The organism is Bacillus cereus group sp. BfR-BA-01330, from assembly GCF_022663885.1.
GTDB lineage: Bacteria > Bacillota > Bacilli > Bacillales > Bacillaceae_G > Bacillus_A > Bacillus_A cereus.
Map to the genome: position 1 here is coordinate 302,959 of NZ_JAKUGK010000005.1, position 21,062 is coordinate 324,020.

Genomic DNA, 21,062 nt, shown 5'->3' on the forward strand with positions numbered 1-21,062 from the left:
GTGAGTGCAATGAGTAAAAAAGTGAAAAAAGACCATTCAAGATCAATCCTAGGTTCTCCAGAAGTGGAAGGACAAGGGACAACAACACATGAAACGGGTTCTCATAAAGTATCTTCATCAAATAAGAAGCAGAAACGAAGCTAATATAAAAAAGGGAGAGTCTTGGCGGCTCTCCTTTTTTATAGGGGAATTACTAAAAATGAGTTAATTTAGCGATATAGTTAGAAGAGGAAAATAGTAAATGCAATTACATTGAATCGAGAACACATGAAACAAAAAACAGGAGTTTGTAGGCTCCTGTTTTTGTCGATACTATCTTAATAAGCGAAGCGCCTTCTCCGTATTAGCGAAATGCAGTTTCACAAACTCAGGTAATCGTTCTTTACCAAGCTTTTGAATTAATTTAGCAGCAGCGATATCAACTTGTTTACCAGCACCTTTTGGAAGTGGCATACCAGCTTTTTTACTTAGTTCGTCAAACTGTTTTACGAATGAGTAGCGAGCTAAAATGGAAGCGGCGGCAACAGCTAAATGAACACTTTCACCTTTCGTAGCGAAGTAAACATTTTCACGCTGTACCTGTTTTTGTTTTGCTAAATATTTATAGTATGTATCAGGTTGTGTGAATTGATCGATTAAGACGCCTTCAGGTTTTGTAGGTGCCATTTTAGCTAATAAGTTTGTAATAGCTTTATTGTGTAGTAAAGCTTTTAACTTACCTTGGTTGTTTCCTTTATCAAATAGCTCGTTATATTTTTCGTTATGAAGGACAAGAGAGCTATAAGGAACAACGTGTAGAAGTTGTTTCGCAATGGCAGTAATTTGATCGTCATTTAAGTTTTTAGAGTCTTTTACATCAAGTTCTTTTAGTAGTGGAATTTGCTTTGCATCCACATATACAGCAACGACTGTCATCGGTCCGAAGAAATCACCAGTACCAACTTCATCAGACCCTACAATAGACATTGTACCGATGGAAGCAGGCGGTGCATAACGGTGTGAATCAACAGATTTTTTTGCAGCTGTTTTCGGTGTTTGAGAGACAGTTTGCCAACGAGAAGCTTCTGCTTCAGCGCGGCCTCCTTGGAACATTACTTTTCCAGATTTATACGCTGTAATCGTGCAAGATGGTACCTTTGCCATGAAGATCCCGCCTTGCGGAGTTTTCGGGCTAAGCGAATGTTTATATTGTTGTTTCATGTCTTCAATTACTGTAGAATTTGTTTGAATTACGATAGAATTTGACATAATGGTCGCCCCTTTTTTTATATTGTTATTTTTATCATATCGGATTGTTCTTTCTGTTTCCATATTATGAAGGTTCATGGTATGATAAACTTTAGGATTCTGTACGTGATTGGAGGCCGGTGAGTTGTCACAACAAAAGGGAAAGAAAAGTCGAATTAATGTAGAAATCTATGGTCAGCAATATTCAGTTGTTGGCGATGAAAGTACAAGTCATATCCGCATGGTAGCAGCGATTGTGGATGATAAAATGCGCGAACTCAATGCCAAGAATCCTTCGCTTGACACGAGTAGACTAGCGGTATTGACGGCGGTAAACGTCATACACGATTACATAAAATTAAAAGAAGAACATGAGAAATTGAAAGAAAGTATGACAAAAAAAGGAATGGAATAACATGATTGATATTATTATCATTTTACTGCTTGTTATGGGATTTTTCCTCGGCTTACGCAGAGGGTTTATTCTGCAACTTGTAAAGTTAACAAGCTTTATTATCGCATACCTTGTTGCATACTGGTACTGTAAAGATTTAGCGCCAGCACTTGCGAAATTTATTCCGTATCCATTTGATAAAAACGTATCTGTTCCAGAATGGATTGATGCAAATAATATTGAGACAGTATTTTATCAAGCGCTTGCGTTTATCATATTGTTTATTATCACTAAAATTGCACTTTCATTACTTGGTAATTTGTTAAATATGTTTGCAGAAATACCGGTTTTAAAGCAAGTAAATGCGTTTGCGGGGGCAATCCTCGGATTTTTAGAAGTATATATTATTTTGTTTGTCTTAATTATCATTGGAAATATTCTTCCGATTGAACAAGTACAAACACCATTACAAAAATCATCAATTAGCAAAATAATTGTAGACGATACACCGATTCTATCTGAAAAGGTGAAGGAACTATGGCAGACAGGTAGCAGAGTATAACTTCTCTTTTTTCGGAAAGAGAAGTTTTTTTCTATGAAAGAAAGGCGGGGCAATGATGAAAGTAAATAAAAAACAAGTGATCAAATTATTAGAGACAATCGGGCTTTTTATGGAACTAAAGGGTGCGAATCCATTTAAAATATCTGCATTTCGTAAAGCGGCAGCAGCATTAGAAAGTGACGATCGTAGTCTTTCTGAAATTGAAGATTTCACAAAGATTCCAGGAATCGGAAAAGGAACAGCAGCCGTTATACAAGAATATATAGAATCGGGAACATCTGAAGTATTACAAGAACTTGAAAAAGAAGTACCAAGTAGCTTATTGCCGTTATTAAAACTACCAGGTCTTGGTGGTAAAAAGGTGGCTAAGTTATATAAAGAGCTAGGCGTTATTGATATGGAGACGTTAAAAGCTGCTTGTGAGGAAAATAAAGTACAAGCTTTAGCTGGTTTCGGTAAGAAGACAGAAGAGAAAATATTAGAAGCAATCGATCAAGTAGGCTCTCGTCCAGAGCGTTTACCAATTGCGATGGTATTGCCTATTGCCGGGGAAATAGAGGAGAAATTGTCGAATATTGCTGAAGTAATTCGTTTCTCTCGCGCTGGTAGTTTGCGCCGTGTTCGTGAAACAGTGAAAGATTTAGATTTTATCATTGCAACGACAGAACCAGCAGCGGTACGTGAGCATTTACTACAATTTGATAATATGATTGAAGTAATAGCAAGTGGAGATACGAAAGTTTCTGTCCGTCTTCAATATGAATATGATATTTCAATTGATTTCCGTTTAGTAAAACCAGAAGAGTTTATTACAACTCTTCACCATTTCACAGGATCAAAAGATCATAACGTAAAAATGCGTCAAATCGCAAAAGATAAAGGCGAGAAAATTAGTGAGTACGGTGTAGAGAACTTGGAAACAGGTGAAGTGAAAACATTTGAGACTGAAGAAGACTTCTTTGCTCATTTCGGTTTGCCATTTATTCCGCCAGAAGTGCGTGAAGATGGAAAAGAAATTGAATTAATTAAAGAGTATCCGAACTTAATTCAGTTTTCCGATATACAAGGTGATTTACATATGCATACAACTTGGAGTGACGGTGCTTTTTCTATTGAAGAAATGGTACAAGCGTGCCGTGCTCGTGGATATAAGTTTATGGCGATTACTGATCACTCGCAATACTTAAAAGTGGCGAACGGTTTAACGAAAGAGCGTCTTCGTGAGCAAGCGAAAGAAATTGAACGTATGAATGAAAAGTATCCAGACATTACAATTTTACGCGGAATTGAAATGGACATTTTACCAGATGCCTCGCTTGATTTTGATGATGAAGTATTAGCAGAATTAGATTATGTCATTGGAGCGATTCACTCTAGCTTCTCACAAGACCGTGAAACGATTATGAAGCGTCTACGTACTGCACTTGAGAATAAACATGTCACAATGATTGCCCATCCTACAGGACGTCTTCTCGGGCGTCGTGAGGGTTATGATGTAGATACAGATTTATTAATCGAACTAGCAAAAGAGACAAATACAGTTTTAGAATTAAATGCGAATCCGAACCGTCTAGATTTAAGCGCGAAATTATTAAAACAAGCACAAGATGCTGGTGTGAAAGTAGCGATTAATACGGATGCTCATACGCTTGAAATGTTAGAAGATATGGAAACAGGTGTAGCAGCAGCACGTAAAGGTTGGATTCAAAAAGATAACGTGATTAACACGTGGGATATTGAACGTTTATTAGACTATATTAAACGTAATAAGTAATACAAGGGGGACCTGCAACATGTTAGAAAGAACGTTGCGTGTATTAGAATACAATAAAGTAAAAGAACAATTACTTGAACATACAGCATCTTCACTTGGTCGTGACAAAGTGAAGCATTTAGTGCCGAGCACTGATTTTGAAGAAATTGTAGAAATGCAAGATACAACGGATGAAGCAGCGAAAGTTATTCGTTTAAAAGGTAGTGCACCATTAGGTGGTATTACGGATATTCGCTCAAATGTGAAGCGTGCAAAAATTGGGAGTATGTTAAGTCCAAATGAATTACTTGATATTGCAAATACGATGTATGGTAGTCGTAATATGAAACGCTTCATTGAAGATATGGCTGATAACGGTGTCGAGCTTCCGATTTTAGAAACTCACGTCGCTCAAATTGTATCTTTATATGATTTAGAAAAGAAAATTACAAATTGCATCGGTGACGGCGGTGAAGTAGTCGATAGCGCAAGTGATAAACTGCGTGGTATTCGTACTCAAATTCGTACTGCGGAAAGTCGTATTCGTGAAAAGTTAGAAAATATGACGCGCTCTTCAAACGCGCAAAAGATGCTGTCTGATTCGATTGTAACGATTCGTAACGAACGTTACGTAATCCCAGTAAAACAAGAATATCGCGGCGTATATGGTGGTATTGTTCACGATCAATCGGCTTCTGGACAAACGTTATTTATTGAGCCACAAGTCATTGTAGAATTAAATAATGCACTGCAAGAAGCACGTGTGAAAGAAAAACAAGAAATCGAACGCATCTTATTAATGTTAACAGAAGAAGTGGCAGTAGAAGCGGATATCGTTTTATCAAACGTAGAAGTAGTTGCAAATCTTGATTTCATCTTTGCGAAAGCTTTTTATGCGAAGCGAATTAAAGCGACAAAGCCGATTGTAAATAACGAGCGTTACATGGACTTAAGACAAGCACGCCATCCGCTTATCGATCCAGAAATAATCGTGCCAAATAACATTATGTTAGGTAAAGATTTCACGACAATTGTTATTACAGGACCGAATACAGGTGGTAAAACAGTTACGCTGAAAACAGTTGGTATTTGTGTGTTAATGGCGCAATCTGGCCTTCACATTCCAGTAATGGATGAGTCAGAGATTTGTGTATTCAAAAATATCTTTGCTGATATCGGTGATGAGCAATCGATTGAACAGAGTTTAAGTACGTTCTCCTCACATATGGTGAACATCGTTGATATTTTAGAAAAAGCTGATTTTGAAAGCTTAGTTTTATTCGATGAATTAGGTGCTGGAACAGACCCACAGGAAGGGGCTGCACTTGCCATTTCAATTTTAGATGAAGTATGTAATCGCGGTGCTCGCGTTGTTGCAACGACGCATTATCCAGAATTAAAAGCATACGGATATAACCGTGAGCAAGTTATTAATGCGAGTGTTGAGTTTGATGTAAATACATTAAGTCCAACTTATAAATTATTAATCGGTGTACCAGGCCGTAGTAATGCCTTTGAAATTTCGAAACGTCTTGGATTATCTGATCGCGTTATTGAGCAAGCACGCAATCACATTAGTACAGATACGAATAAAATTGAAAATATGATTGCGAAGTTAGAAGAAAGCCAGAAGAACGCAGAGCGTGACTGGAACGAAGCAGAAGCGCTTCGCAAACAATCTGAAAAACTGCATCGTGAATTACAACGTCAAATTATTGAATTTAACGAAGATCGTGATGAACGATTATTAAAAGCGCAAAAAGAAGGAGAAGAAAAAGTCGAAGCTGCAAAGAAAGAAGCAGAAGGCATTATTCAAGAACTTCGTCAATTGCGTAAAGCACAGCTTGCAAATGTGAAAGACCACGAGCTAATTGAAGCGAAGAGTCGTCTAGAAGGCGCAGCGCCAGAGCTTGTTAAGAAACAAAAAGTAAATGTGAAAAATACTGCACCGAAACAACAGTTACGTGCAGGTGATGAAGTGAAAGTATTAACGTTCGGTCAAAAAGGTCAACTACTTGAAAAAGTAAGCGATACAGAGTGGAGCGTACAAATCGGTATTCTGAAGATGAAAGTGAAAGAATCTAATATGGAATACATTAACACACCGAAGCAAACAGAGAAAAAAGCAGTTGCAACGGTAAAAGGTAGAGACTATCACGTTTCATTAGAACTTGATCTTCGTGGTGAACGATTTGAAAATGCAATGGCGCGCGTTGAGAAATACTTAGACGATGCCCAGCTTGCAAGCTATCCTCGCGTATCAATCATTCACGGTAAAGGGACAGGAGCACTTCGCCAAGGTGTACAAGATTACTTGAAGAAGCATCGCGGTGTAAAAACCTTCCGTTACGGTGACATGGGCGAGGGAGGCCTAGGCGTAACAGTTGTCGAATTAAAATAGAAAACAACGAAACAAAGGGGAAACCATTATATGTTTATGGACAAACTTGCAAAAGTATTGTTAGCTTGTTGTGGAATATTTTTGGTGATTGGGGTTATTTATTTAGTTGTTTTTGCGAAGTGAAAAAGCGTCAATCGTGGCAGAATGATATTGCCATAGATTGACGCTTTTAATATATGTGAAAAGGAATAGAACATGAAAATCAACCAATACATAAGCGAAGCAAAATTATGCTCCAGACGTGAAACAGATCGTCTCATTAAAGCTGGACGCGTGGCTATTAACGGCGAAATATGTACGCACGGTGCACTCGTAAGCGATGGTGATAGGGTAACGATTGATGGGCAAGTTATTGTAAAAGAAGAGAAAGAAAAAGTGTATATCGCATTTCATAAACCAGTCGGAATTACTTGTACAGCAGCCGATCATATTGAAGATAATATTATTGATTATATCAATTACCCAGAGCGAATCTTTCCAGTTGGGCGATTAGATAAAGCATCAGAAGGACTTATCTTATTAACGAATGACGGCGGCATTGCGAATCAAATTTTACATGGTGATCATGAGCACGAGAAAGAATATGTTGTCACAGTCGATAAACCTTTTACGGACTGGTTTATTGATGAGATGTCCCGCGGTGTAAAGATTAAAGATGGAATGACGAAGCCGTGCAAAGTGACAAGAGTCGATCAATCAACATTTCGTATCGTTTTAACGCAAGGAATGAACAGGCAAATTCGTAGAATGAGTCGTGCTTTCGGATTTACTGTAATAAAGCTAAAGCGAGTACGCATTATGAATATAGAGCTAAATGAGCTTGAAGTTGGAAAGTGGCGGAGCGTTACAGCTGAAGAGTTAGAAATTTTAATAGGGCAGTTATAGGGAGGAAAAATTTTCTCCCTATATTTTTTTGTCAGAAAAAATAAAACTATTGATTTTTTAAAAAATAGCCCATATAATAAAAAACAACAAGTTTCGACAAGATATTTTATAAAAGTAATGATGAGGACATGAGTTGTATTTTACGATTCTCAGAGAGGGAAGCCTTAGGCTGTGAGCTTCCTAATACGAAAAGACAAGCTTACCACCTCTAAACTTCAAGAGTGAACTGCATACATGATGCATTGTAATTCTTGGCGGATAAAACCGTTATCAATTTACACGAGCTATAAAATGAGCTTATTTCGTTATAAATTCATTTTATTAGAATAAGGGTGGAACCACGATTTCAACACTCGTCCCTTTATTAGGGACGGGTGTTTTTTGCGTTCTTTTACGGGGAAGTATGCTTGAAAGAGGATATGTGACGGATTTTAATTCAGAATATTTTGTTAATTTATTATTTTAGGAGGTTAGTAGAAATGAAATCATCTTTAAAGTTTTCAGAGATGTTTGCAATAAGTTTAATGTTATTTGCACTGTTTTTTGGTGCGGGTAATATGATTTTTCCACCAGCATTAGGACAAGGCGCTGGAACAGACGTATGGATTGCGTTGTTTGGTTTTATCGTAACAGGCGTTGGACTACCTTTATTAGGAGTAATTGTTATAGCTTTAAAGGGAGATATTAATGAGCTAGCAGGACGTGTACATCCTATATTCGCACTTGTTTTTATCACTGCAATTTATTTATGTTTAGGCGTATTCGTAAGTGTGCCGCGTACAGGAACAGTAGCTTATGAGATGAGTGTTGCACCGTTTTTACCAAGTGAGATAGCTGGTCAGTCATATCCACTTGTTATCTTTACACTTATTTTTTTTGCAGTCACTTTCTATTTAGCTTTAAATCCTTCGAAATTAGTGGGTCGTATTGGTAAAGTGCTAACTCCAATACTATTAGCTGTTATTGCAATTATCGTAGGTAAAGCACTTATTACACCAATTGGAGAATTTGGTGCACCGACAGAAGCGTATAGTGCTCCTCTCTTTAAAGGATTTATTGATGGATATTTAACTTTAGATGGACTTGCAGCACTGGTATTCGGAAATGTTGTAATTCATGCGTTAAAAGAAAAAGGCATTACAAATAAAAACAGTATTGCAAAAGTAACAATCTTTGCAGGATTTATTGCAGCGCTTGGTCTACTACTTGTGTATTTAGCACTTGCTTATCTTGGAGCTTCTAGTGTGTCACTTGGAATGGGCGCAAACGGAGGAATTATTTTAACAAATGTCGTGAATCATTTATTTGGTAGCTACGGAACTTTATTACTAGGGATCGCAATTACAGCAGCATGTTTAACAACTTCTGTAGGTATTGTTGCAGCTTGTGGTGATTACTTCTCTTCTTTATTACCAAAGCTTTCTTATCAAAAAGTCGTTTTCATTTTCTGTGTATTAGCATTTATGGTAGCAAACCTTGGGTTAACTCAGTTAAATGCATTAGCATTACCAATCTTAATCGCAATTTATCCAATTGGAATCGTACTTATCGTATTATCACTTGTTGAAAACTACGTTCGTCTTCCATTAGCAATGTATGTGGGCGGGATTGTAGGAGCATTTGCAATAAGTTTCTTTGATGGGTTACACAATGCAAACCTTCAAATTGCAGCGCTAGCACCTATTTTAGATAAGATTCCATTATATAGTGTAGGAATTGGTTGGTTAGTTCCAGGCATAATCGGTATAGGATTTGGTTATATAGTTTCTAAGTTTCAAAAGCAGGAAATTGCTGTAGAAAAATAGAGAAAAGAGGCTTTCTATAATAGAAAGTCTCTTTTTTTGTAAAAAAAGCCGCATATAGAGAAATTTAGATATTAAAAATTTTATACGTAATATAGTTGACAAAAAATTTATGAGTAGGCTAAGATTGACTTAGTTGTGGAAATATTGGAAGGGAAGTGAGGGAAACGGGGTTTCTATAACTATAGTGTTGTTATGGGAAGAGGTGAGAGAAGAGGAGAAGAGAAAGTTTATTTTTTTTGACCTACATTGAGAATGATAATCAATAAATACGTTTAATAATTTTTTCTCAGTTTCTATGCCTTCGTATAAGGAATAGGGTGAGATATTATTTTTAATATTAAATGAGAATGATAATCAATAACGCTTATGTTACATAAAAGAATGCTAATTAAATAATAGGTAGAAGAGATTATTTTTTTCTTATGAATTGAGAATAATTATCATTTTCGTAAAAAGTGAAATGAAAGATAACCAAGGAGGAAACAAAAAAAATGAAAAAGGTTTCTGTATTACCCGCTTTTATTATAACGTTCGTATGTATGCTAGCTTTTCTTGTAATGCCATACGGGAATGCTTCAGCAAAACTAGCTGATGGTACTTACGATATTAATTATGTAATTCAAAAAGCGGAAAATGATTCAGCTTCAATGGCAAATGACTATTTTGAAAAGCCGGCAAAATTAATAGTGAAAAACGGTGAGATGAGAGTACAAGTTCCGATGAATCATAGTGCTTGGATTACAGAATTTAAAGCACCAGAGAACGGAAATTTTGTTGATGCGAAAGTTGTTAATAAAGATGAATCGGCAGATAAAAGAACAGTAGAGTTTAAAGTAGATGATTTATCCAAACCGGCAGCTGTAAAAATTCATGTTGTTGTACCAAGTGCAAACTATGACCACCACTACACAATTCGTTTTGCTTTTGATGCAAATGTAAAAGCTGTAGGTGGCGATAATGGCGTAGCTGCTACAACAAAAAATAATGATCAAGCGAAAACAGATACACAAGTAAAAGAAGAAAAAACAAAAGTAGAGAGTAAGGAAACAGCTAAAGAAGTGAATAAAGAAACAAAAAATGAAAATGGAAAAGCTGAAAAAACAGATAACCCAAAAACAGGCGATGAAGCACGTATTGGATTGTTTGCAGCGTTAATTCTTATTTCAGGTGCTTTCTTAATTCGTAAAGTGAAATTGAGTAAATAAATCTTTTGAAGGGTGATGAATATATGTTTAAACAATTTAAAATGATTATTGCCGTATTTGCTGTTTTATTTACATTTATCGCAACACTAGGTTTACAAGATGCAAAGGCTGCTACAAAACTAGCTGATGGAAAATATAATATTGCTTTTACTGTATGGAAAGGCGATAAAGATGAATCGTCTAGAATGAATAGTTATTTTGAAAGCCCAGCAACATTAACAGTTAAAAATGGAAAACAATATGTTTCATTTAAAGTGAAAGATAGTGCTTCTATTAAAAGTTTCCAAGTAGAAAAAGATGGTCAATTTGTAGAAACAACCGTGTTAAGTGAAAACAAAAAAGATAATACTAGAGTTGTAGAATTTGAAGTTGCTGACTTGTCAAAAAAACTAAATGGCAAGGTGAAAATTAATATTCCAATTATTAATTATAATGCTTCGTATGATATTCGCTTTGTATTTGATGGGAACAGTATTAAATAATTTTCAAAAGGGAGAGTCGTTCCATTGAACAGGTATACAAAAATTATTGTTGCTATGTTTTTAATGATATTTACATTCGTATCAACATTACAACCACTTGCAGTTCAAGCAGCTACCAAGTTGGCTGACGGTGAATATTCAATTGGCTTCAAAGTTTTAAAAGATACATCAGATGAAGAATCGATGATGAATCAATATTCAGTAAGTCCGGGAACTTTAAAAGTGAAGGATGGGAAAAAGAAAGTATCCTTTACATTAACAAATAGTTCATGGATTACGAAATTTGAAACAGAAAAAGCAGGTAAGCTAGTTGCGACAAATGTAATTAGTGAAGATAAAGAAAAAGATACAAGAGTAGTAGAATTTGATGTAGAAGATGTAGAGAAGGTATTAAATGCAAAAGTAAAAGTAGATATTGATTTTTTAAATTATCATCATGAGTACGACGTTCGTATTGCATTTGATCAAAATAGCATTACACCAATTCATGTAGAAAAACCAAATGAAAAAGAGGACCCAGCTAATAAGCCAGATCCAAATGAAACTACCGATCCAGGTCAGAAGCCCGACCAAAAGCCTGACCCAGATCAACAACCAAATTCTAACACAATTACAGATGGTGCGTACAGCATTCCATTTAAAGTGTTAAAAGATCAAACAGATGAAGAATCTAAGATGAATAGTTACATGGTAAATCCAGGAGTATTAAAAGTAGAAAACGGTAAGAAAAAAGCAATTGTAACACTAAAAAGTAGCTCATTAATTAAAAATTTCCAAACGGAAAAAGATGGCGCATTTGTTGATGCAAAAGTAGTGAGTGAGGATAAGGAAAAAGATACAAGAGTAGTAGAGTTTGAAGTAAACGATTTATCTAAAAAACTAAATACAAAAGTATTTATCGAAATGGCATCAAGAAATTATAAGCAAATGCATGATGTACAACTTTTATTTGAACAAGATAAACTTGAACAAATTAAAAATGAAGAGAAACAACCGGAAGCAGAAAAACCGGAAGCAGAAAAACCAGAAGTAGAAAAACCAGATGAAAATAAAAAAACAGATGCTGAAACAATTAAAGATGGTGAATACAGCATCAATTTTAAAGCATTAAAAGATCAAACAGACGAAATTTCAATGATGAACACATATACAAAAAGTCCAGGTGTGCTAAAAGTAAAAGATGGTAAGAAGTATGTATCATTTACGTTAACGAACAGTTCTTGGATTACAAAATTTGAATTTGAGAAAAATGGTTCGTTTGTTGATGCAAATGTAATAAGTGAAGATAAAAAAACTGATACACGCGTAGTGGAAGTAGAAGTACCAGATTTATCGAAAAAGTTAAATGCAAAAGTAAAAGTAGATATCGATTCAATGAATTATCACCATTTTTACGATATTCAATTTGCATTTGATAAAGGTAGCATTAAGTCGTTAGATAACCAAGGTGAAAACAACAACCAAGGTGAAAACAACAACCAAGGTGGAAACAACAACCAAGGTGGAAACAACAACCAAGATAATAACACAACAATTGATCCAAAAGCTCTTAAAGATGGTGAATACAGAATTGGCTTTAAAGTGTTAAAAGATCAAACAGATGAAATCTCAATGATGAACACATACACAAAAAGCCCAGGTGTATTAAAAGTAAAAGATGGTAAGAAATACGTATCGTTTACATTAAAAAATAGTACATGGATTACGAAATTTGAATTTGAGAAAAATGGTTCTTTCGTTAATGCAAAAGTGTTAAGTGAAAATAAAGAACAAAATACAAGAGTAGTAGAAGTAGAAGTAAACGATTTGTCTAAAAAATTAAATGCAAAAGTAAAAGTAGATATTGATTCAATGAATTATCACCATTTCTATGATGTTCAATTTGTATTTGATCAAGACAGTATTAAAGCCTTAGGGAACCAAGGCGGAAACGACAACCAAGGCGGAAGCGACAACCAAGGCGGAAACGACAACCAAGGCGGAAGCGACAACCAAGGCGGAAACGACAACCAAGGCGGAAGCGACAACCAAGGCGGAAACGACAACCAAGGTGGAAATAATAACCCGAAAGTAATAGTTGATCCGAAAAATTTAGTAGATGGCCAATATGATATTACATTTAAAGTATTAAAAGATAAAACAGATGAGATTTCAAAGATGAATGACTATGTTGTAAATCCAGCGAAATTAATCGTAAAAGATGGTAAAAAATATATTGAGATGACGCTGAAAAATAGTGCGTGGATTACGAAATTCCAAACGGAAAACAATGAACTATTCGCTGATGCGAAAGTAGTAAGCGAAGATAAAAATGTAAATACGCGAGTAGTACAGTTTGAAGTAGAAGATCTATTTAAAAAATTAAACGCAAAAGTAAAGGTAGACATCGATGAGATGAACTACCATCATTTCTACGATGTGCAAATTCAATTTGATACAAATAATATCGGCGCGTTAGGAACTCTTAAAGAGGAACCGAAAAATGAACCGAAAAATCCAGTGACTACACCGAAAGTAGATAATGTAAAAACAGTAGGTACTCCTGATTTTAACCGAAATGCAGATGGTCAGAAGAAAAAAGAAGATACAAAAAATGATTCGAAAAAAGAGAAAAACTCAAAAACTGCAGATACAGCACAACTTGGTTTATATATGGTGTTACTGCTAGGTTCACTTGCTTTACTAGTTCGTAAATATAGAGCAGGTAGATTGTAATTTTTGGAGTCTTGATGCATATTCGCGTGCATCAAGACTTGTTTCATATTGTATGGAAAGGAGTGGTGATTGAGAGTGAAGAAAATTGCAAGTGTACTAATGGCTATCATTTTGTTAATGAGTATAGCTGGGTGCTCATCACCAAAAAAAGAAACAGCAAAGCAGGTAAAGAGTGAGAGTAAAGAGCGCGTTGTTGCAACAACAGTGGCTGTTACTGAAATTATGGATGCGTTAGAAGTAGATTTAGTTGGCGTTCCAACAAGCTCTAAAACTTTACCGAAGCGATATAAAGGTTTACCTGAAGTTGGGAATCCAATGAGTCCAGATATGGAAAAGGTAAAGTCATTAAAGCCTTCAGAAGTGTTATCTGTGACAACACTTGAATATGAATTAAAGCCAGTTTTTGATGGTGTGGGTATGAAAGCAAACTTTTTAGATTTAACGAGTTTGAAAAATATGCAAAGTTCTATTAGCGATTTAGGTAAGAAATATGGGCGTGAAAAACAGGCCGAAGCAGTAGTAACTAAATTAGATAAAAAGGTTGCTAGCATTCAAAAAGAAGTAAAAGGAAAGAAAGAACCGACAGTACTTATTTTATTAGGTGTGCCGGGAAGTTATTTAGTAGCAACAGAGCATTCTTATATTGGAGATTTAGTGAAACAACTAGGTGGTAAAAATATTGTGCAAGGTGAACAAGTAGAATATTTAGCTTCTAATACAGAGTATTTAAAGAAAGCTGATCCAGATATTATTTTACGAGCAGCTCATGGTATGCCTGATGAAGTTGTAAAAATGTTTGATAAAGAATTTAAAACAAATGATATTTGGAAACACTTTGCTGCGGTTAAAAATAACCGTGTTTACGATTTAGAAGAGCGTTTATTTGGAACGACAGGCAATTTAGCAGCAATTGAAGCGTTAGATGAATTGAAAAAAATGATGTATCCGTGATGCATTTTAATATAAAGGAAGAGTAGAATGAATAAAAAAACTTGGAGTTTCCTCATTGTTACTGCATTGCTTATTGTTATGACATCATTGTCAGCGATGAAAGGGAGTTTAGAAGTAGGTATTGTTGAACTTGTACAAGGGATATTTACAGGTGGAAATGAAGATGTTGAAGTCATTAAAGATTTACGTTTCCCGCGTATTATTATTGCGTTGTTCACTGGAGCGGCTCTCGCTGTTTCAGGTGTGCTTTTTCAAGCTGTTATGAAAAATCCACTCGCTGATGCTGGGGTAATCGGTATATCTTCAGGAGCAAGTTTTATGACACTCGTTATTATTACGCTGTTCCCGCAATTCTTTTTCTGGACACCCGTATTCGCCTTTTTAGGTGGTGCGCTTGCATGTTATCTCGTTTATTCGTTTTCATGGAAATCAGGATTAAGCCCGCTTCGCATTATTTTAATTGGTATTGCCATTAATGCAATGTTTACTGGATTAAATGAATCATTCGTTACGATTTGTGGGTATTTTATTAAGAGTATTAAGCAAACGACGACTTCTAACATAACAATGAAGACGTGGGGCGATGTAGAAATAATGGTGACTTATGGAACGATTGGTCTTATTCTTGCTTTGTTCGTAGGAGCTTGGTGTAACTTATTATCGCTACAAGATAAGACTGCGAAAAACTTAGGCTTGCACGTGACGAGAGTTCGTCTTATTATTTCTGCCATTGCAGTACTCTTAGCGGCAGTATCAACAGCGATTGCAGGTGTTATTGCTTTTGTAGGATTACTAGTTCCGCATATTTCAAGACAATTAGTCGGTTCAGACCATAAAGTATTAATTCCATTTTCTGCTCTTGCAGGGGCGTTATTAATTTTGACGGCAGATACAATTGGAAGGTTAATTGTGCCACCTAACGAAATTCCAGCAGCAACAATTATGGCGGTTATTGGTGGTCCATTCTTAATATTTTTGCTTAGAAAGAGTGATAAAGTTCATGGAAATTAAAAATGTAACCTTTTCATACGATAACGTAACAAATAGTTTAAAGTCTGTTAGTAGTGAAATAGAAATTGGGAAAATTACAACAATCATTGGACCGAATGGATGTGGGAAATCAACATTACTTAGTGTCATGTCTAGAAACCACGCTCCTAGCAGTGGAGAAGTAATACTTGATGGGAAAGCGATTGGTGAATATAAACCGAAAGAGTTTGCTAGAAAGCTAGCAGTTGTCCATCAACAAAATGAGGCTCCAGCAGATATTACAGTGGAAAAGCTAATAAGCTTCGGGCGTATGCCATATAAAAATATATTCTCTCCGCAAACAGATGAAGATAGAGAAGCGATTGAGCGTGCACTAGTATGTACGAATTTACAAAGTAAGCGTGATAAGCCAATTTATGCTTTATCTGGTGGAGAGAGGCAGCGAGTTTGGATCGCGATGACATTAGCTCAAAATACACCAATGCTCTTCTTAGATGAGCCGACCACATATTTAGATATTTACTATCAGTTAGAAATATTAGAGTTAGTGAAAGAGTTAAATGAAGTGCATGGACTAACGATTGTAATGGTATTACATGATATTAATCAAGCCATTCGTTATAGCGACCATATTATCGTTATGAAAGATGGAGAAATCATTACGAAAGGTATTCCTAATGATGTAATAACAGAAGAAATGGTTAAAGCAATATATGGTGTAGATGTCATTGTAAAGCAGGATGAAGATACCGGATTGTACATGGTACCTATGGGAATCTAAAGGCTGAGCATAATCCGTTTTGAGGTGATAATTTGAATAGTAAGAAAGGACGGAAAAAGAATTCTTTTTTTCAACGCATACTTACAATTGTGTTTTTAGGAATCTTTTTCTATTCAATGTATGAGTTGGGCGGGATTTTCATGGATTATTATGAAAATCGTAAAGTAATGGCTGAGGCACAACATATTTATAAAAGAAGTCCAATGGAAGAAAAATCAGAAAATGGAGAGGTACGTAAACAGTTTCAGGATCTCCAGAAAATTAATCCAGAGATAGTCGGATGGATTACGATGGATGATACACAAATTAATTATCCAATCGTTCAAGCAAAAGATAATGATTACTATTTATTTCGTAATTACAAAGGTGAAGATATGAGAGCGGGAAGCATTTTTATGGACCATCGTAATGATGTGAAATCTCAAAATCGAAATACGATTTTATATGGCCATCGTATGAAAGATGGTTCTATGTTTGGTAGTTTTAAAAAAATGTTGGATGAAGACTTTTTTATGTCTCATCGTAAATTATATTACGATACATTATTTGAAGGATACGACGTTGAAGTTTTTTCAGTATACACGACAACAACGGACTTTTATTACATTGAAACGGATTTTGGAAATGATGCAGCATATGCATCGTTCTTAAAGGGAATTCAAGAAAAATCACTGTACAAAACGGATACGGAATTGACGGCTAATGATGAAATCGTAACACTTTCTACTTGTGATTATGCTCTTGATCCAGAGGCTGGAAGGCTAGTTGTACACGCAAAATTAGTAAAAAGAAATTAAAGAAAAAAGTATAGAATATGAGAAGTGATAGATAACGCTTCTCATATTCTATACTTTAAAAAAGGACTGTTCTTACTGTGCTGCAGCCATTGGCATACGTACAACTTTTACATCATAGTAAGCAATTTTATTATCAAGAATATATTCGGGCATTCCGCCTTGATGTGAGTGAGCATCTTTAAATGCAGCGCTCTTTGTCCAACCTTGGAAATCTTCTTTTGCATTCCAGCGAGTGCTAATTGTTACTTCATCATAATCAACTGTATTTTGTGTTAAAAGAACTTCTAGACCTAAAAAGCCTGGCATCGTTTCAACTTTACCTACTTTATTAAAACGCTCAATTAATTTATGCCCATTTCCCTTTGTAATTTTAGCTGTATTTGTAACAATAATCATGTTTATTCCTCCTATAAATGTAGCTATATTTTCAAGAACTCACATACATCAAATGATAATGAAAATCATTATCATTGTCAATGGTAAATGTGAAATATATAAGTTTTTTTCTATTATTTTGGACAGTGAGATTTTCATTTCAAAACGTAGTAAATATGTGGCGGTTAAGTGCGAGAATGAGCTAGTTGTACTAGCAAAGCAATAATATGGTATAGTGAAACGAGGCTGTTTTTTCAGTCTCGTTTTTCAAATGCTTCCTGTAGAGAAAGCATGCAAATGGAAAGGAAGTTATTATATGCGATTAGAAGTAACTGTAAAAATAAAACCGAAATTTATAAAAGAAATTAAAAGTGGATATCCGCTTATTTTAAAAGATGCGATTCAAAATTTAAATGATGTTCGTGAAGAAGGAACAATCATCAAAGTAGTAGATGAGAAGAACAACTTTGTCGGAAAAGGTTATTATGGAAAGCAAAATAAAGGATACGGCTGGATTTTAACGAGAAAAGAGAGTGAACAAATTAATCAATCTTTCTTTGAAAGTAAAATCAAATCTGCCCTACATAAACGAAAGCAATTTTATAAATCAAGTGATACGACAGCATTCCGTGTGGTGAATGGCGAAGGTGATGGTCTTGGAGGACTAATTATCGATTATTATGATGGCTACTACGTAGTAAGTTGGTATAGTGAAGGGATTTACACTTTCAGAGATGAGATTATAGCCGCTCTTCAAAAAGTAGCAAACTTTAAAGGTATTTATGAGAAAAAGCGTTTTGATACGAAAGGGAAATATATTGAGGGTGATGATTTCGTAGCAGGAGAGCGCGGCGAGTTCCCACTTATCGTAAAAGAGAACGGTGTGAACTTTGCGGTTTATTTAAATGATGGGGCAATGGTTGGTGTATTTTTAGATCAACGTAACGTTCGAAAACAAATTCGTGATAAATATGCAAAGGGAAGAACAGTGTTAAATATGTTCTCTTATACAGGTGCTTTCTCTGTATTTGCAGCGCTTGGCGGAGCAAGTAAAACGACGAGTGTTGACCTTGCAAATCGTAGTTTAAGTAAAACGATTGAGCAGTTTAGTGTAAATGAAGTTGATTATGAAGCACAAGATATTATTGTAGAAGATGTATTTCTTTACTTCAAATATGCAGCTAAGAAAAAGATGAAATTTGATATGGTCGTACTTGATCCTCCAAGCTTCGCCCGCTCAAAAAAATATACATTTAGTGCAGCAAAAGATTATAAAAATTTATTAAAAGAAACAATTGCTATTACAGAAAATAACGGTATTATCGTTGCTTCTACAAATTGTAGCGCATTCGATATGAAAAAGTTTAAAGGCTTTATCGATACAGCCTTTAAAGAAATGAATGGCAAATATAAAATATTAGAAGAACATTCTTTACCAGAAGATTTCCGTACCATTGATCAATTTAAAGAAGGAGACTACTTAAAAGTAGTTTTCATCGAGAAAATTAAAGGTTAATAAAGAAAAGGAGCTCGAGTTTACTTGAGCTCCTTTTCTTATTGAACGATATTTTGTACTCTACCGACTTGTCCGTCCTGCAATCGCACTTTAATGCCATGCGGATGGGAAGGGGAGTTTGTTAAAATATCTTTTACAATTCCACGTGTTAATTTGCCTGTTCGTTGATCTTGTTTTAATACAATATCAACTTCAAGACCGGGCGCGATATTAGAACGTTTTTGTCCGTTCATTTACACACCTGTACGTCTACGTTGGTTGTTTGTTTTCTTTGTTTGTTGGTTTTGTAATTTTTTCGTTTCTTGGCTTTGATTTTTTGCATTTTGACCATTTCCATTTCCTTGCTTTTTCTTAGCAAGTTGTTCGCGCATTAAATCAGCTAAGCTTACTTTTTTGTTTTCTGACATGATAAGTCTCCTTTATATAAAGTTAATTATGAACAATCGTAGTGAATTTCATCATATCATTGTTAAGGAAGGAAGGGAAGTTGGTTTGAAAATTCATATAATTGTTTCCAGTCTGTAGTAGTTACGATACAATTGGATTGTTAACGTTTGTAAAAAGGGGATAGACATATGTCACATCATATTTTATTAGTTGAAGATGATATCTCAATTCAAGAGATGGTGGAAAAGTATTTAATAAAAGAGGGTTTTCAAGTAACAATTGCGTCTGATGGAGAGGAAGGCGTGAACACATATTTAAAAGGTTCATTTGATTTGATTATCCTTGACATTATGATGCCAAAGCTAGATGGCTTAGAAGTTGTACGAATCATTCGAGAAAAAAGTGCTGTTCCGATTTTAATGATGTCGGCAAAAGATACAGATGTTGATAAAGCTGTTGGATTAGGACTTGGAGCAGATGATTACATTTGTAAGCCGTTTTCTATGATTGAATTAGCTGCACGTGTAAAAGCGGGTATTCGGAGGTCTACGAAATATTCGGCTACAGAAACAACAGAAAAGATGATTCAAATTGGTGATTTAACAATTGATCCAATTAATTTTACAGTTGAAAAAAACGGGAAGTCTCTCAAACTTACTTTAAAAGAATTTGAGATTTTAAAGCTATTCGTAAAGAACCAAAATCGTGTATTTACGAAAGCGCAAATATATACATTAGTTTGGAATGAAGAGTATTACGGTGACGATAACGTTATTAATGTTCATATGAGAAGATTGCGTGAGAAAATCGAAAGTGATCCATCTAATCCAGAATATATTAAAACGTTATGGGGCATCGGCTATAAGTTGGAAGTGATGTAATATGGTCAATTTGTTAATAGTTATTATTTTTATATTGTTATGTGTTATTTATATGCAATATAGAATGAGAAAAAATAGTAGTGAAAATTTACGATACACATATGAAAAGTTAGAAAGTATTGTAAATGACAAAACAGGCGAGACGTTACTCGTTATGACAGATGATCTAGAATTGCAAAAATTATTAGTGGCAATTAATCAATTATTAGATGCAAAACAGAAAACGAATGCAGATCATGCAAAAGTAGAAATTTCGATGAGAAAAATGCTTTCAAATATTTCGCATGACTTGAAAACACCACTAACAGTTATTCTTGGATATACAGAAATGTTAAATAAGGATAAAACGATAAATAAAGAAGAACAACAAATATTACTTGAAAAAGTGCATACGAAAACACTAGAAGTGATGGAGTTAATTCATAAGTTTTTTGACTTGGCAAAATTAGAATCTGGTGACAAAGCAATTGAAATGACAAAAGTAAATATGAATGAAGTTTGCCGCGAGAAGATTTTATCATTTTATGATTTAGTGACGACGAAAGGTTTTCAGGTTCATATTGATATACCAGAAAGAAATATATACGCACTTGGAAATGTAGAAGTATTAGGTAGGGTATTGAATAATTTAATATCAAATGCAATTACATATGGAGACGATGGAAAGGCACTTGGTATGACGTTAAGAGATGATGACACGGGCGTGTATATAGATGTATGGGATAAAGGAAAAGGGATTGATGAATCTCATATTGATAAAGTGTTTGAGCGTATGTACACACTTGAAGATTCAAGAAATAGATTGTACCAAGGAAGTGGTCTCGGATTAACGATTACGAAACGGCTTGTGGAAGCGATGGACGGGAAAATCCATCTTTCTAGTAAACCGTATGAAAAAACAATTTTTACAATTGTATTAACAAAGATACAGTTTTAGCTTGTAGAGCAGTAGATT

General features: G+C 35.0%; 21 protein-coding genes and 1 other annotated feature. Of the genes, 17 read left to right on the forward strand and 4 right to left on the reverse strand.

Translation table 11 applies throughout. The features are described 5' to 3' along the window. The first annotated feature begins 9 nt into the window (after window positions 1-9). Entirely contained in the window at window positions 10-144 is a 135-nt protein-coding gene (locus tag MR112_RS16745) for a YuzL family protein (protein ID WP_000039591.1), read from the forward strand. 168 nt (window positions 145-312) lie between these two features. On the opposite strand, the gene rnhC is transcribed toward MR112_RS16745, so the two are convergent. Further along, the gene (rnhC, locus tag MR112_RS16750; protein WP_242245134.1) at window positions 313-1,248 is read right to left on the reverse strand and encodes a ribonuclease HIII; all 936 of its coding nucleotides are present in this window, start codon (window positions 1,246-1,248) and stop codon (window positions 313-315) included. 124 nt (window positions 1,249-1,372) lie between these two features. On the opposite strand from rnhC, the gene zapA reads away from it, so the two are divergent. The 13 genes from zapA (at window position 1,373) to srtB (ending at window position 16,948) form a co-directional block, all read left to right on the forward strand. Beyond that, on the forward strand, window positions 1,373-1,642 hold the full coding sequence (gene zapA, locus MR112_RS16755) for a cell division protein ZapA (RefSeq protein WP_000082701.1): 270 nt from the start codon (window positions 1,373-1,375) through the stop codon (window positions 1,640-1,642). Between the two features lies 1 nt (window position 1,643). Beyond that, the gene (locus tag MR112_RS16760; RefSeq protein ID WP_000565409.1) at window positions 1,644-2,183 is read left to right on the forward strand and encodes a CvpA family protein; all 540 of its coding nucleotides are present in this window, start codon (window positions 1,644-1,646) and stop codon (window positions 2,181-2,183) included. Between the two features lie 55 nt (window positions 2,184-2,238). Beyond that, window positions 2,239-3,957 carry a DNA polymerase/3'-5' exonuclease PolX gene (polX, locus tag MR112_RS16765; protein WP_000867515.1) on the forward strand — a complete coding sequence of 573 codons (1,719 nt, stop codon included), beginning with the start codon at window positions 2,239-2,241 and terminating at the stop codon, window positions 3,955-3,957. Between the two features lie 19 nt (window positions 3,958-3,976). Next, window positions 3,977-6,337 carry an endonuclease MutS2 gene (locus tag MR112_RS16770; protein ID WP_000893715.1) on the forward strand — a complete coding sequence of 787 codons (2,361 nt, stop codon included), beginning with the start codon at window positions 3,977-3,979 and terminating at the stop codon, window positions 6,335-6,337. Window positions 6,338-6,532: 195 nt separating this feature from the next. Further along, window positions 6,533-7,222, forward strand: coding sequence for a 23S rRNA pseudouridine(2604) synthase RluF (locus MR112_RS16775; protein WP_000700716.1), 690 nt, complete (start codon window positions 6,533-6,535; stop codon window positions 7,220-7,222). A gap of 108 nt (window positions 7,223-7,330) precedes the next feature. Next, window positions 7,331-7,586 (forward strand) — a binding site (T-box leader). A 115-nt stretch (window positions 7,587-7,701) separates the two neighbouring features. After that, on the forward strand, window positions 7,702-9,027 hold the full coding sequence (gene brnQ6 / locus MR112_RS16780; RefSeq protein WP_000842650.1) for a branched-chain amino acid transport system II carrier protein BrnQ6: 1,326 nt from the start codon (window positions 7,702-7,704) through the stop codon (window positions 9,025-9,027). 491 nt (window positions 9,028-9,518) lie between these two features. Then, the gene (gene isdC / locus MR112_RS16785; RefSeq protein WP_048656156.1) at window positions 9,519-10,232 is read left to right on the forward strand and encodes a heme uptake protein IsdC; all 714 of its coding nucleotides are present in this window, start codon (window positions 9,519-9,521) and stop codon (window positions 10,230-10,232) included. A 23-nt stretch (window positions 10,233-10,255) separates the two neighbouring features. After that, a complete protein-coding gene (locus MR112_RS16790) occupies window positions 10,256-10,714 on the forward strand; it encodes an NEAT domain-containing protein (protein ID WP_000476164.1) in 459 nt (152 codons plus the stop codon). A 24-nt stretch (window positions 10,715-10,738) separates the two neighbouring features. After that, window positions 10,739-13,429, forward strand: a complete 2,691-nt coding sequence (locus tag MR112_RS16795) for an NEAT domain-containing protein (RefSeq protein ID WP_242245135.1) — start codon at window positions 10,739-10,741, stop codon at window positions 13,427-13,429. A 69-nt stretch (window positions 13,430-13,498) separates the two neighbouring features. Continuing rightward, entirely contained in the window at window positions 13,499-14,380 is an 882-nt protein-coding gene (isdE, locus tag MR112_RS16800; protein WP_002182955.1) for a heme ABC transporter substrate-binding protein IsdE, read from the forward strand. 27 nt (window positions 14,381-14,407) lie between these two features. Next, entirely contained in the window at window positions 14,408-15,391 is a 984-nt protein-coding gene (locus tag MR112_RS16805) for a FecCD family ABC transporter permease (RefSeq protein WP_001036848.1), read from the forward strand. Next, window positions 15,381-16,151, forward strand: coding sequence for an ABC transporter ATP-binding protein (locus MR112_RS16810; RefSeq protein WP_226368623.1), 771 nt, complete (start codon window positions 15,381-15,383; stop codon window positions 16,149-16,151). Before MR112_RS16805 ends, MR112_RS16810 begins: the two co-directional genes overlap by 11 nt. A 32-nt stretch (window positions 16,152-16,183) precedes the next feature. Then, a complete protein-coding gene (gene srtB / locus MR112_RS16815; RefSeq protein ID WP_242245136.1) occupies window positions 16,184-16,948 on the forward strand; it encodes a class B sortase in 765 nt (254 codons plus the stop codon). 72 nt (window positions 16,949-17,020) lie between these two features. Here the strand turns inward: srtB and isdG are convergent, their stop codons facing one another. After that, on the reverse strand, window positions 17,021-17,344 hold the full coding sequence (gene isdG / locus MR112_RS16820; protein ID WP_000587818.1) for a heme oxygenase: 324 nt from the start codon (window positions 17,342-17,344) through the stop codon (window positions 17,021-17,023). Window positions 17,345-17,639: 295 nt separating this feature from the next. Here isdG and MR112_RS16825 point away from each other — a divergent pair, with 295 nt between their 5' ends. Next, window positions 17,640-18,839, forward strand: a complete 1,200-nt coding sequence (locus MR112_RS16825) for a class I SAM-dependent rRNA methyltransferase (RefSeq protein ID WP_001235507.1) — start codon at window positions 17,640-17,642, stop codon at window positions 18,837-18,839. Between the two features lie 38 nt (window positions 18,840-18,877). On the opposite strand, the gene MR112_RS16830 is transcribed toward MR112_RS16825, so the two are convergent. Both MR112_RS16830 and MR112_RS16835 read right to left on the reverse strand, forming a co-directional pair. Beyond that, window positions 18,878-19,072: a YwbE family protein gene (locus MR112_RS16830; protein ID WP_001014310.1), complete on the reverse strand. Its 195-nt coding sequence runs from the start codon at window positions 19,070-19,072 to the stop codon at window positions 18,878-18,880. Further along, window positions 19,073-19,246 carry a hypothetical protein gene (locus MR112_RS16835; protein ID WP_001293578.1) on the reverse strand — a complete coding sequence of 58 codons (174 nt, stop codon included), beginning with the start codon at window positions 19,244-19,246 and terminating at the stop codon, window positions 19,073-19,075. It abuts the gene before it with no gap. Between the two features lie 168 nt (window positions 19,247-19,414). Between MR112_RS16835 and MR112_RS16840 the strand changes: the two genes are divergently transcribed. After that, window positions 19,415-20,107 (forward strand): response regulator transcription factor, encoded by a 693-nt coding sequence (locus MR112_RS16840; protein WP_000018035.1) that lies wholly within the window; start codon window positions 19,415-19,417, stop codon window positions 20,105-20,107. A gap of 1 nt (window position 20,108) precedes the next feature. Beyond that, window positions 20,109-21,044 (forward strand): HAMP domain-containing histidine kinase, encoded by a 936-nt coding sequence (locus MR112_RS16845; RefSeq protein ID WP_242245137.1) that lies wholly within the window; start codon window positions 20,109-20,111, stop codon window positions 21,042-21,044. The last annotated feature ends 18 nt before the right edge of the window (window positions 21,045-21,062 follow it).